14 protein-coding genes are annotated in these 13,094 nt (G+C 38.4%); 5 read left to right on the top strand and 9 right to left on the bottom strand.

Going from position 1 to position 13,094, the window contains the following annotated elements; translation table 11 throughout:
• Nucleotides 1-31 precede the first annotated feature (31 nt).
• From ACNQFZ_RS16540 to ACNQFZ_RS16530, 3 genes are all read left to right on the top strand, one after another.
• Nucleotides 32-1,021, top strand: a complete 990-nt coding sequence (locus tag ACNQFZ_RS16540) for a metal ABC transporter solute-binding protein, Zn/Mn family (RefSeq protein WP_458412418.1) — start codon at nt 32-34, stop codon at nt 1,019-1,021.
• Between the two features lie 140 nt (nt 1,022-1,161).
• Entirely contained in the window at nt 1,162-1,767 is a 606-nt protein-coding gene (locus ACNQFZ_RS16535) for an IMEF encapsulin system ferritin-like cargo protein (protein WP_458412417.1), read from the top strand.
• 15 nt (nt 1,768-1,782) lie between these two features.
• Complete coding sequence (locus ACNQFZ_RS16530) at nt 1,783-2,628, top strand: family 1 encapsulin nanocompartment shell protein (RefSeq protein ID WP_458412416.1); 846 nt, start codon at nt 1,783-1,785, stop codon at nt 2,626-2,628.
• 265 nt (nt 2,629-2,893) lie between these two features.
• Here the strand turns inward: ACNQFZ_RS16530 and ACNQFZ_RS16525 are convergent, their stop codons facing one another.
• Nucleotides 2,894-3,358, bottom strand: coding sequence for a hypothetical protein (locus ACNQFZ_RS16525; protein WP_458412415.1), 465 nt, complete (start codon nt 3,356-3,358; stop codon nt 2,894-2,896).
• 230 nt (nt 3,359-3,588) lie between these two features.
• Here ACNQFZ_RS16525 and ACNQFZ_RS16520 point away from each other — a divergent pair, with 230 nt between their 5' ends.
• Nucleotides 3,589-3,744, top strand: coding sequence for a DUF1540 domain-containing protein (locus ACNQFZ_RS16520; RefSeq protein ID WP_458415420.1), 156 nt, complete (start codon nt 3,589-3,591; stop codon nt 3,742-3,744).
• 77 nt (nt 3,745-3,821) lie between these two features.
• Here ACNQFZ_RS16520 and cydB read toward each other — a convergent pair whose 3' ends face one another.
• Both cydB and ACNQFZ_RS16510 read right to left on the bottom strand, forming a co-directional pair.
• Nucleotides 3,822-4,850, bottom strand: coding sequence for a cytochrome d ubiquinol oxidase subunit II (cydB, locus tag ACNQFZ_RS16515; RefSeq protein WP_458412414.1), 1,029 nt, complete (start codon nt 4,848-4,850; stop codon nt 3,822-3,824).
• Nucleotides 4,840-6,186: a cytochrome ubiquinol oxidase subunit I gene (locus tag ACNQFZ_RS16510; RefSeq protein ID WP_458412413.1), complete on the bottom strand. Its 1,347-nt coding sequence runs from the start codon at nt 6,184-6,186 to the stop codon at nt 4,840-4,842. The genes cydB and ACNQFZ_RS16510 overlap by 11 nt, the downstream gene beginning before the upstream one ends.
• 199 nt (nt 6,187-6,385) lie before the next feature.
• Here ACNQFZ_RS16510 and ACNQFZ_RS16505 point away from each other — a divergent pair, with 199 nt between their 5' ends.
• Nucleotides 6,386-7,123 carry a thermonuclease family protein gene (locus ACNQFZ_RS16505; protein ID WP_458415419.1) on the top strand — a complete coding sequence of 246 codons (738 nt, stop codon included), beginning with the start codon at nt 6,386-6,388 and terminating at the stop codon, nt 7,121-7,123.
• 55 nt (nt 7,124-7,178) lie between these two features.
• On the opposite strand, the gene mtnN is transcribed toward ACNQFZ_RS16505, so the two are convergent.
• The 6 genes from mtnN to ACNQFZ_RS16475 all read right to left on the bottom strand — a co-directional run bounded on the left by mtnN (nt 7,179) and on the right by ACNQFZ_RS16475 (nt 13,077).
• Complete coding sequence (gene mtnN / locus ACNQFZ_RS16500; RefSeq protein WP_458412412.1) at nt 7,179-7,883, bottom strand: 5'-methylthioadenosine/S-adenosylhomocysteine nucleosidase; 705 nt, start codon at nt 7,881-7,883, stop codon at nt 7,179-7,181.
• A gap of 34 nt (nt 7,884-7,917) precedes the next feature.
• Nucleotides 7,918-8,676: a YrrS family protein gene (locus ACNQFZ_RS16495; RefSeq protein ID WP_458412411.1), complete on the bottom strand. Its 759-nt coding sequence runs from the start codon at nt 8,674-8,676 to the stop codon at nt 7,918-7,920.
• A gap of 77 nt (nt 8,677-8,753) precedes the next feature.
• Nucleotides 8,754-10,508, bottom strand: a complete 1,755-nt coding sequence (locus tag ACNQFZ_RS16490; RefSeq protein WP_458412410.1) for a peptidoglycan D,D-transpeptidase FtsI family protein — start codon at nt 10,506-10,508, stop codon at nt 8,754-8,756.
• Between the two features lie 61 nt (nt 10,509-10,569).
• Nucleotides 10,570-11,058: a transcription elongation factor GreA gene (greA, locus tag ACNQFZ_RS16485; RefSeq protein WP_458412409.1), complete on the bottom strand. Its 489-nt coding sequence runs from the start codon at nt 11,056-11,058 to the stop codon at nt 10,570-10,572.
• A 109-nt stretch (nt 11,059-11,167) separates the two neighbouring features.
• Nucleotides 11,168-11,803 carry a uridine kinase gene (udk, locus tag ACNQFZ_RS16480; RefSeq protein ID WP_458415418.1) on the bottom strand — a complete coding sequence of 212 codons (636 nt, stop codon included), beginning with the start codon at nt 11,801-11,803 and terminating at the stop codon, nt 11,168-11,170.
• A gap of 2 nt (nt 11,804-11,805) precedes the next feature.
• Nucleotides 11,806-13,077, bottom strand: a complete 1,272-nt coding sequence (locus ACNQFZ_RS16475; protein ID WP_458415417.1) for a peptidase U32 family protein — start codon at nt 13,075-13,077, stop codon at nt 11,806-11,808.
• Nucleotides 13,078-13,094 lie beyond the last annotated feature (17 nt).

The following is a 13,094-nucleotide window of genomic DNA, read 5'->3' as shown; positions in this document are numbered from 1 at the left end:
TACAAAGGTATATAAAAGGGGGTGTGTAAGAATGAGGAGAAAGTCAATCATCACTGTTCTCTTATTCTTCATCATGAGCACCGTTTTATTTGGTTGTGGCTCAAATCAGGATCAGGTAAAAACGGATCAAGGCAACGAAAAAGGTAATCAAACACTTAAAATTTACACGACTTTATTTCCTATTGAAGATTTCACGAAAAAAATCGGTGGTTCATATGTAGATGTCGTAAGTATTATACCACCTGGAACAAATGCCCATACCTATGAGCCAACTACTAAAACGATGATTAATATTGCAAAAGGGGACGCTTTTATTTATAGCAGCGAAGTAATGGAGCCGTATGCACTTAAAATCGCGGATGCCCTAAAAAATGAACAGGTTAAAATTATTGAAGCAACAAATGGCATTCAAATGTTAAATGCAAGTGAAGAAGCAGATGGTCATCATGATGTAGCACAAGGAACAACAGCAGAAAAAAAGGATGAACATGGACACGGTGATATTGACCCACATGTGTGGATGGACCCCATTCTTTCGGTCTCACTTGCTAAAAATATAAAAGATAGTTTAGTAGAATTAAAGCCAGAAGCCGCCGATGAGTTTGAGGCAAATTTTAATAAATTAAGGTTGGAATTAGAAGAATTAGATGGAAGCTTTGCAGATCTCACCAAAGGGAAAACTGAGCCAAAAATTCTAGTTTCCCATGCAGGTTTTGGATATTGGGAAAAGCGCTATGGAATTAAACAAATATCGATTACCGGCCTTTCTTCAACAAATGAACCATCACAACAACAATTACAGAACATTATTGATGTAGCTAAAGCAAACAAGATTAAATATATTATTTTTGAACAAAACATTACACCAAAGATTGCTGAAATCATAAAAAATGAAATCGGTGCAAAAGTTTTACACATTCATAATCTTTCTGTATTAACTGACGATGATATTAAAAATAATGAAGATTATTTTAGTTTAATGAACAAAAATATAGAAACCTTAAAAATTGCATTGCAATAAATAAAAGCGCTGGAACTTATTGAGCTGGTGCCCTTTGAAGGGGCGCCAGCTTTTTTTTATAATAATCCCCTTTATAGGTATAATTTACCCCATAATTGTAAACCTTATAATAGTTTGCTGAAATATGAGGGGTTGAATAAATGACAAATGAAATTATGAAGGAGTTAGAGGAGTTATTCATTCGAACAGAAAATGCTGTTGCAAGATTTATGGAAATGGTACAGTCGAAAATTGAAACAGCTGGAGATGAACATCAACATTTATATTGGCATCACATCTATGAAGAAGAGGAGCAGCGGATGGATCGCTTACAAGATTTGCTGCCAAGAGTAAACTTTTATATCAACAACCATGGGAATCAATCAATTAATAATCTTGAATTTATTCATTTATTGCAAGACATCAGCTTAGAAAAGTTTGGCCTCCATAACTTTGAGGAGCATTTGGATTTGGCCCTGTTTGATCAACATGGCGGGGGTGCTCTTGAAGAAGAATTGCGGGCGATGAGGCAGATGACAGAAACCGATTATGAAAGAATGAAGGAAATATTAATTTCTTTAAATCAAACGTTTGACGGTGCAGCTAATCGGGCCGGATCCACCCCTACAGATGAAAAGGAACATGTCCACGACCATTTAAAGATTGAGAAATTTGTATCTAATTCAAAAAGTAATCAGGATTTTTCTCAGGCACCACCTGCAGCTTCTCATAAAAAGCTCACTGTTGGCAGTCTGAAATATCAATAAAGGAGAATATGTAAAATGACAATGAACCATCATTCCGACGCACCACTTATCGAAAAAGAATGGAACGACCTGCAAGAAATTGTGATTAACCATGCGAGAAGAACGCTAGTCGCAAGACGGGTTTTAGATATATATGGTCCACTTGGCAGCGGGATTCAGGCGATTATGAATGACGTTTATGAAGAATCAGATCTTGGCTCTATCAGCCTGCATGGTGACACATTGGAGGTATCTGATCCGGTTAGACGGGAAAATTTAACGATACCTCTTCTATATAAGGATTTTAAATTGTTCTGGAGGGATATTGCCCATGCGAGAACTCTCGATATTCCTATTGACTTTTCAACGGCAGCAAATGCAGCAACACAGCTGGCACTGTTAGAGGATGACTTAATTTTTAACGGGTCGAAGGAATTTAATATTAGTGGGTTAATGAATGTAAAAGGAAGAATCACTCATATTCGTGGGGATTGGATGAAATCCGGACATGCTTTTCAAGATATAGTTGATGCTAGAAATAAACTTCTGCAAATGGGTCATACAGGGCCCTATGCCTTAATTGTGGCACCGCAGTTATATGCCTTAATGCACCGTGTCCATCAAGGAACAAACGTCCTCGAAATTGAACATATCCGCGAAATTGTAACCGATGGCGTATTTCAATCACCGGTCATTAAAGGTGAAGCCGGTATGCTGGTTGCGACCGGAAGGCAAAATGTCGATTTAGCCATCGCCGAAGATTTTAATGTAGCCTATATGGATGAAGAACAAATGAATCATATTTTCCGGATTTACGAAACGATTGTTCCAAGAATTAAACGGCCAAGTGCTATTTGTACACTTGAAGATCCGAAGGCATAAAAAAATGATTAAAGAATATTCCACAAGCCGAATATTGCTTCCTAAAGTGATTGAACACTGCCATTAGTTTATGTAAAGCAAGCCTTTAAACGGACACGAATGAACATCGGGGTGTTTCTGGGAAGTTAGACTACATTCGTGTTTTTCCGCTTAGAGGCTTGGATAGTTTCATACCAAAAATTTTTGACGGTGTTCAATCAAACCCGGTCGCAATATCCGACTTATGGAATATTAGTTTTCATAAATACAAGTAATCACAGTTCTTCTACGCAATTTTTATTACCTTATTTTTCTTTGGCAAAAAGCTCAAGTCAATCTCTTGATCTATATTCTCCATTCCGATATCCTCAACAAGAAGGCTTGCTGCATCGATAAAGGGCTTTATATACACGTCTTTATTTAAATCACATAGTTTTTTCAGATAGACGTTTTTCTCCTTTAACTTTTCCGCTCTGTATAATTTATTTTGGATTTCATGGATTTTTTTATGTGCTGGTTCAACGATTTTGCTGATATCATTTACATTGACAATGATGTGTTTGCCATCGTCAGCAATAAATCCCATTGTATAAAACATACCTCCGAAAAAATCTATGTTCGTAATCACCGGATGATTATATTCTTCTCCTGTACGTAAAGTAATTCCATTTGCTTCAATTACACCGCCAAGTTTTCTTTCATTAACAAGAATGGAGTGTATATCGATAAAGCCATTTATTGTGTATGTCATGAAGTATCCTCCTTGTTGAGAACAAATCTCATCTACTGATATCTTTATTTTATATGAGAATCATTATCAGGTCAATTGACATTTTTTACTGCATTTATGTATATTGAGAATGAAAATCATTCATAATATATAATAATGGCAAAGTCTACTCCTTTTTTGCATATCTCCTTTCTGTAGTGGTTATCCTATCATTTGAAAGACCAATTCATTTATATGAGGAGATGAAAATGATGGCACAAGATGTATTATGTGAAGTTAATAACTGTACTTATTGGGCAAATGGAAATAAATGTTCCGCTAATTCTATTTATGTAGTGAGCCACCATGGCAAGGCCGCTACCTCTCAGGAAGAAACAGATTGTAAAACATTTGAACCGCAAAGCTAAGAAACAAAAGAACCCAGGATAGAGACGAAATCCTGGGTTTTTCCATTTTGATTCGGACTGCTCTTAATCATTATTTATTATTGATATCCTTTTGCAGAATCCTTCGTGATTTTATCTTTAAACAAGCGATAGCTCCATAATTGATAGCCAATTACAATCGGCACACACACCAGCGCAACATACAACATGATTGTTAAATTCAGTTGGCTTCCAGCTGCTTCAAATAAACTTGTACCATATGCAGGGTCAATTTTTGAAGGCAACATATTTGGAAACATGCCAACAAAACCAGTTGCCATAAGCATAAAGATGGTTGTACAAACGGATGTGAATGCTGAGCCAATCCGTTTTTTCATAGTGAATAGAATCGTTAAAATACTAGCAAACATCGCGAATGCAGGGATGATCCAAAGGATTGACATGTTTGTATAATTCGTAAAAATTGGTGTTTGGTTTGCAGTTGCGACTAAGAATATGGCAACTAAAGCAGCTGTAGTCAGTGCCAACCCTTTTGTAAGCCTTGCTGCCCTTACTTTAACATCCCCGCTTGTTTTGAGTTGAATCCATAAACAACCAGATAGTATGAACATGGCAACAAATAAAACACCACCAAGCAGTCCATATGGATGCAATAAACTCAAGAGCGTTCCCTCGTATCCCTCTTCTCCTATAAGCAACCCATAAAAAAGGTTGGCAAAAGCTACCCCGAAGAGAAGTGCAATCAAGAAACTACTAATCGTAAACGCCCACTTCCAAGCCGATTGCCATCTACGTGAATCATCTTTATGCATAAACTCAAGCCCAGCAGCTCTGAAGAATAAAGCAAATAAGATTAACATCAACGGTGTATAAAGATAACTAAACATGTTCGCGTATGTTAACGGAAAAGCTGCAAAGGTTGCCCCGCCAGCAGTAATTAACCATACCTCATTTCCGCCCCAGAAAGGACCAATCGCTTCTTGCAGTTGGTTTCGCTCCTGCTTGTTATTGGTAAGGAACGGGAACAATATGCCCGTACCTAATGTATAACCGTCAAGGATAAAGTAAACCGCCCAAAGTAACCCCCATAGCCCAAACCAAATGATGGCCAATAACTCATGAGACATGTTTTATTCCCCCTTTCTTATGGGCCGTTGCTTCTGGACCTTTTCTTGCATATTTAACAAGTAAATAAACATCGGCAATAATCAACAATGAATAGAATACGACGAGCCCTGTTAACGAAAAGGCAATTTGAGAAAAGGCAATCGGTGAAACACCATCAACTGTTTTCATTAATCCGTAGACTACCCACGGCTGGCGGCCTACTTCTGCAACTACCCAGCCTAAGTTAATGGCAACATACGGAAGGAAAATGGAATAAAGCATCAATTTTAAATATTTCTTTGCTTCCAAAAGCTTATCCTTTCGATAGAGATAGAACCCATACCAAGCCATGGCGATGAACAATAGGCCGAGTGCAATCATCATTCTGAAACTATAAAAGACTATATTCACATTAGGACGTTCATCAACCGGAATATCTTTTAAACCAGTGATTTTTCCGTCAAAGCTATTAGTATAGAAGAAGCTTCCCAACTTTGGAATGGTTAATGCTTCGACAGTGTTGCGTTCATTAGCCGGGTCTGGAATTTGAAAAATATGAAACGGCGCACTTTCCTCAGTTTCCCACACTGCCTCCATCGCTGCACCTTTTGCCGGTTGGACGCTTGCCACATATACACCATTTTTATGGCCAATAAACGGTGTTAATGTTGATGCAATTAATGCCATTACAAGACCATACTTAAATGACTTCTTAAAGAATTCAACATTATTTTTCCGTAGTAAATGGTAGGAGCTGACACCTAGCACAAAAAAAGCACCGACGATATAGCAGGCAAAGATTGTATGGAAAAACATGTGCCATGTATAAGGGTTGCTAATTAAGGCAGTGAAGCTCTCAAGTTCAACGCGGCCATTTCGAATAGCATAGCCGACAGGGTGCTGCATGAAACCATTGGCAGTAATAATCCAAATCGCAGAGATATTCGTTCCGAGTGCAACCATCCAAATTGAAAAGGCGCGCATTTTGGGTGATAATTTATCCTTGCCAAAAAGCCAAATCCCCATAAATGTTGATTCTAAAAAGAAAGCTACCAATGCTTCAATGGCCAGTGGAGACCCGAAGATGTCGCCCATGTACTTGGCATATTCCGACCAGTTCGTACCAAATTGGAACTCCATCGTAATTCCGGTTACAACACCCAAAACAAAGTTAATTGCAAATAATTTGCCCCAAAACTTACCCATGCGATCATATAGCGGGTTGCCTGTTTTTGCATATTTCGTTTCCATAACCGCTACTAAGATAACGAGCCCAATCGTTAATGGAACAAACAAGAAGTGATAAATAACCGTTACCGCAAACTGGAGCCGACTTAACAATAGGACTTCTTCCATATAGAAACCCCTCCCTGAAAATTGTAGAATAATAGCTATTCCCTATCTTTACTATAATGATTGACTATGTTTAAACTGTGTGAAAAGTGTAAATATTCAAGGGCTTTTTTATCAATTTTTGTCGAACTTTTATTTTATTGTGATAAAATTAGTTGACAAACCTACTGTCGCTTTTTATTGAAATCTAGGGGGGAGTTTTATCAAAATTTTGCTATGCAAGAAACATAATATCTTTATAACTATGATTCTACTGCTTTTATTCGTCCTTGCAGGCTGCAGTGCAAGTAATGAAACCGAATATGAAAATAAAGCAATAGTCACAAACGTCGTTGATGGTGATACATTCGATATTATGCTTAATAATAAGGAAGAGCGGATTCGCTTGTTATTAGTGGATACACCGGAGACAAAGCATCCAACAAAACCGGTACAGCCTTTTGGGCCGGAAGCCTCACAATTTACGAAGGATACGCTAGAAGGTAAAGAGGTAACGGTTGAATTTGATGTATCTGAGCGGGACAAATATGGACGACTACTCGCTTATATCTGGATTGATGGGAAAATGTTTAACGAAATGTTACTTGAAAAAGGCTTAGCAAGGGTCGCTTATATTTATGCTCCAAACACGAAATATGTTGATGATTTTTATGGAATTCAGAAGGAAGCACAAAAAAAAGGAGTTGGCATATGGAGTCTTGAAAACTATGCCCAAGAAGATGGCTTTCACGCGGACGGCAAAGATTCGGCTGTGAAGAAACAAGAAGGAGAAGTTCCGCAAACAGACTCTGATTGTCTCATCAAAGGCAATATCAACTCTAAGGGGGAGAAAATTTACCACACCCCTGATTCACCTTCCTATAAGATAACAAAGCCTGAAAAATGGTTCTGCACAGAAAAAGAGGCACAAGCAGCAGGCTTTAGAGCACCAAAAAGGTAGATGGAGTAAATCCATCTACCCTTTTTTTAAAAAACTATGTAAGCCTCTTAACAACTTACACTTCCTTTTCAAATTCAGCGATCACATTCAGAATTAATGCAGAGGAATGAAGTGCTGCCGTTTCTAAAAATTTATCAAAAGAAATATGTGACTCTTTGCCGGCAATATCAGAAAGTGCTCGAATAATGACAAATGGAGTATTGAACACATGACAAACTTGGGCAATGGCAGCCGCTTCCATCTCAACCGCATATAAATCTGTAAATTTACCACGAACAAACTCTACGCGCTCTGGGTCATTCATAAAGGAATCACCTGTTACAATTAATCCTTTTGCAACTTGAATATCCGTAATTCCATGTGCCGCTTTTTCTGCTTTTTCGATTAAAGCCTGATTCGGCGTAAAACCAGGTGGCATTTGCGGAACTTGCCCATACTCGTACCCAAAAATTGTAACATCCACATCGTGATGTCTTACATCGGTAGAGATGACAATGTCGCCGACGTTTAGATCGGAATGATAGCCCCCTGCCGAGCCGGTATTTATTACATAATCCGGATTGAAATGATCAAGCAATAATGTAGTTCCAACCGCCGCATTTACTTTGCCGATTCCTGATTTTAATAAAACAACTTCGATATTGCCAATCTTACCGATTGAAAATTCGCTTTTGGCAATGGTAATGTCTTCACGGCTTTCAATTTTATCCTTTAAAATCGCAACTTCCTCATCCATTGCTCCAATAATACCTATTTTCATATAAATGTTAGCCCCTTTGTTGTGATTTACAAAATTATTGATTTAAATCGTTTGTTGCAGCTGGTGCTTGTTGTTGATTGCTCCCTGAAGTTTGTACAACCTTCGATGCTTTCCAGCCCGCGCCATTAACCCATTCAAGTTGAACTTCGAAGGATGATTGTTTATCCTTAGAACTGACCCTGGACACGGCTTTATTCGGTCCACCGCCATTTCCCATCCACCAAACGATCATATTATCATTCCCTAGCCCTGTTGCTGAACTTACAGCCTGGGTCATTTCCTGCCAATCTTCGGAACCCTTTGTAAAATCAGTGACATGGTCACCTTGCCCTTGTGTTTGTGTCCCTACAGATCCCCCGTTGTTTTCAATTGTACCTGCAACTGGTGTTTCATTTTCACTTCCGCTGTAAGAGCTTGAATTGTCACTATTAGAACGTGAATAGTCACTATCAGTGCGAGGATAATAACCATCATCATCGGAAGTAGCTTGATTAGCATTGTCCCCTGAATTTTCACTGCTCATAGCTGAATCCTGATCAGTAGATAATTCATCATCTTTTTTAGAATCAAGTGTACCTGTATCTTTGTTATCCACCGTTTGTTTTGTTCCCGTAGTGTCTTCATGCGTACCATTTGCTTCTTCGGTTCCGCTTGAGAAAAATGACGCAATTCCAATTATAATAAAAAGCCCTATTATCGCCACAATACCAGCAATGATTAATTTAATCTTCCGCTTTCTCGCTCTGTTTTGAAAACGTGGACCTTCATATAAATCATCAAATTTGTATTTCATACGACCTGTCCCCCACTTCAGTTCAAATATAATCTACATCGTATTCTACCATTTTTTAAATGGAGCTTAAAGCAATTTCAACTATTTGTCTCTTCTTCATATATTTTTTTAACGAAAGATTCAACAATCGCATTTGTTTTTGCTTCTTTTTCCCTTACATTTAAATCAACGACCACTAGAGCATATTTAGGCTGTTCTACTGGGAAATAGGATGCAAACCATTTATTCACTTGGCCACTCTTACCAGTTTCAGCAGTACCGGATTTACCTGCTATTTTATATGGCAATGTTTTAAAACGTACACCTGTCCCAGTTTCAACCACTCTTTGAAGAAGCTTTTGCAGATTGGCAATAGTATAGGAGGATAAACGATCTCCCTCCAGCTTCTGCTTTGGAAATGAAAATAAAGTTGTGCCATTTTTATATTGTACTTCTGATACGGACCTGACCTGGCTTTTTTCTCCACCACGAGCAATTGTTGCCATCATATTAGCGACCGCCAATGGGCTTACCCGTACATCCTTTTGGCCAATTGCCGTTTGATTAATTGCTTTTTTAACATGTTTGTCTTTGTCATCTTCCCAGATACGACCTGCTTTTTCTTCAGGAAATTGTCTGAAATGGTCATAATGAAAAACGCTGCCTTGCCAACCGACCGGATTCATTAAGCCTAACTTGTCGGCATATTCCTCCGAGTAATCCGGATGAATTGCGGCAATTTCTTCTCCCAGTTTTGCAAACGTATAATTGCAGCTTTTTGCAAAGCTTTCCTCGAAATTTAGCATCCCTAATTTACGATTGTTCGGACCATCACCGTAAAGATTACGATTGCAGTTAAACATTCTCCCGCGTACGTTTACGTTACTCTCTAAAGCAGCCGCTGCTGTTACAATCTTAAAAACAGAACCAGGTATTTGCGGTTCAATCATTTCATTAATGCCGCCTGTGTCTTTCAAGGGGTTTTCGGCATTCATATGGGGTCGGCTTACCATTGCTAGAATGTCGCTTGAATTAATATCCAATAAAACCAAACCACCGTTATTCAATCCTAAGTCATCGACCGTTTCCTCAGCCAACATTTGCAAGCGCTTATTTAAAGTCGTTTTTATCGCGGTTGGATAGAACGGGTTTGCCGGCGCTGTATATTTAACTTCTAGACCAAATAATGGTCCACCTAATTGATCGACATGATAAAGAAGCTTTGATTCACCTTCCGGCAGCAAAAATTCATCAAACGCGCCCTGTAAACCTGTGATCCCTATTTCTGTATTTGGTGAAATCAAACCAATTTTTAGCTTTTCTTCATATCTTTTTTCTAAAAGTTCTTTATTTTGCCGGACCAATCCAAGTAAATGTTCAGCCATCTTTTGATTTGTAGCTACTTGCTGGTATAAAGCAAATACCCCTGGAACCTTTAATTCGTTTATACTCTTTTGCTGGTCCTCTGTTAACCTCATTGGATATTTTCCACCATAAGCAAATGGTTGCTTGGCATTCTGTACAGCTGTGAGCAGCTCTCGTTGTGATACACCTACAATTTTGGCAACTTGATCAACGGGCCATTTCATTCCTTTCAAAAAAGGAAATAAGACTAGGCTTGGGTAATAATCATTGGTAATCGCCTCGCCATTTCGGTCAATAAAGCGCCCGCGCCCATCATCTAAAACAATCGACTGCGTCCTTTGCTTAATGCTTGCTTCAATTAAATTCACATGATGCTTTGAAAAGGATTCGGTTTGAATCAGTTGTATTTGCGCGAGTCGGCCAATGAGGCTAAATAAAATAATTGTAATAACAACAATAAAAATGACGGCTCTGTTTTTTAATTTCATAAAAAAACACCTCATCATCATTTTGGACGAGGTGTCTGTAGTTAAAACGGTACAGCTCAATTTATTTTACTTCTTTGATTTTCACCTTGATTTCTCCACCTGGTGTCTGAACAACAACTTCATCACCAACATGGCGGCCTAGTAGACTCACTGCCATTGGAGAATCATTAGAAATCTTACCTTCAAATGGGTCAGCTTCTGCACTTCCTACGATTGTGTATTCTTCTGCATCATCTTCGCTGCCATCTGGTAAAATCTCAGCGAAAATTACCTTCTTTCCTAATGTAACTGTATTTGAAATTTCCCCATCAGACTCAATGATGACGGCATTGCGAATCATTTTTTCTAAAGTTGCAATTCTTGATTCAACAAACGCTTGTTCATCCTTAGCTGCATCATATTCTGAGTTCTCAGATAGATCACCAAAGCCTCTAGCGATTTTAATACGTTCAACGACTTCTTTTCTTTTTTCAGTCTTTAAATATTCAAGCTCCTTAAACAGCTTTTCTTTACCTTCTTCGGTCATGTAATAACTTTTTTCTTCTGCCATATCCCTTCGCTCCTTTTACTCCTTCGGTTATGTACGAAAAAATGATAATTGTCTGAAGCCCCCATAAACTTCATTATACAATTATTTTAAATATACTTTTTATATCCTATTACAAATTTTCCATTTCAGCAACAATTGATTGGATTTTTGTAACCAATAAATCAATGGCCACATTATTTTGTCCACCTTCTGGGATGATTAGGTCGGCATATCGTTTAGTCGGTTCAATGAATTGCAAATGCATGGGTCTGACAACGCTTACATACTGATTGATTACAGAATCAATTGTACGGCCGCGCTCTTTTATATCCCGTAATATTCTACGGATAATGCGAATATCAGCGTCGGTATCAACAAATACCTTAATATCCATCAGATCCCGTATACGCTCATCCTCTAAAATTAAAATGCCCTCAAGGATAATTACGTTTTTTGGCAAGACTTTAATCGTCGCGGTAGATCTTGTATGCAATGAATAATCATAAACAGGCTTCTCAATTGATTGGTAATTGAGAAGCTGCTTCACATGTTTTATCAGTAAGTCCGTATCAAAGGCAAGCGGATGATCATAATTCGTTTTTAACCTTTGTTCAAAGGGCATATTGCTTTGGTCTTTATAATAATAGTCTTGTTCAAGCACTAATATGTTTTCATTTGAAAAATTTTCATAGATTGCTCTTGTTACTGAAGTTTTTCCAGAACCAGAACCACCAGCAATTCCAATGACAATTGGCTTTTTATCGATTATTAAATCCCCTTTCTCATCATGTTGTATGGGAACACTTGCTTGTCCACCTTAAAGGTTACAATTTGTAATGGATGGCGGGCTGCATCAAGTTCATTGCCGTCCTCATCCCAAATCTTTTCAACGACCATTTTAAAATTACCGATTTCAGGTCCGAAAAATTCAATTTCATCACCCGGCCTAAAGTGGTTCCGTTGCTGCAAAGTCACCATCTGAGTTTCAGGATTATAGTCTAACACCAATCCTGCAAAATCATAGGTTGTCTTTTTGCTATGATTTCCAAACATCTGCTCTTTATACCCAGGCACACCTTCAAAAAAGGCTGGCGCTGTATCACGATTAGCACACTTATCTAGCTCGTCAAGCCACTCTTGTTTAATGACAAAATTATCAGGGTCTGCACAATAGGTATCAATCACTTTACGATAAACGCTGACAACTGTAGCAATGTAGTGAATGGATTTCATTCTTCCTTCAATTTTCAGGCTATCAACGCCAAGCTCAATAATACTTGGGATAGAAGAAATCAGATTTAAATCCTTTGGACTCATCGCAAAAGGAAGGTCACCTTCAGCAAATTGCGGGTTTTCCACTATTTCACCATTATTATTTTCTAATTTATATAAATCATAATCCCATCGGCATGATTGACAGCAACCACCTCTGTTTGAGTCTCGCGCTGTCATATGATTGCTTAATGTACATCGTCCGGAATAAGCAATACACATGGCTCCGTGAATAAAGATTTCGACTTCGATATCGACATTTTCTTTAATTCCTCTGATTTCCTCAGCACTTGCCTCCCGTGCCAAGACAACGCGTTCTAAGCCTTCTTCCTTCCAATACTGTGCTGCTTTCCAGTTTGAAAGGGATTGCTGTGTACTTAAATGTGTCTCTAGCTTTGGAGCAACGCGCTTGGCCGTTTCAATAATAAGCGGGTCGGCAACAATGATGCCGGCAACCCCAGCATTTTCGACGCCTTTTAAATATTCCTCCAACCCCGGAATATTTTCATTATGGGCAATGATATTTGTCGTTACATAAATTTTCGCACCATATTTTTTGGCAAATTCAACACCTTCAGCCATCTCTTCTTGGGAGAAATTATCGGCATTTGAACGCAGCCCATATTCTTGGCCACCAATGAAAACAGCATCCGCCCCATAATGTACAGCAATTTTCAATTTTTCTAAATTACCGGCTGGAGCAAGAAGCTCTGGTTTTTTCACAATCACACGCTTACCGTCGATGATTTCAGATATTTTATCAGCTATAACTGTCACTTGTAGCA

This window comes from Schinkia acidoalkalinis (assembly GCF_054301215.1).
This window is presented reverse-complemented; position numbering and strand designations above follow the sequence as displayed.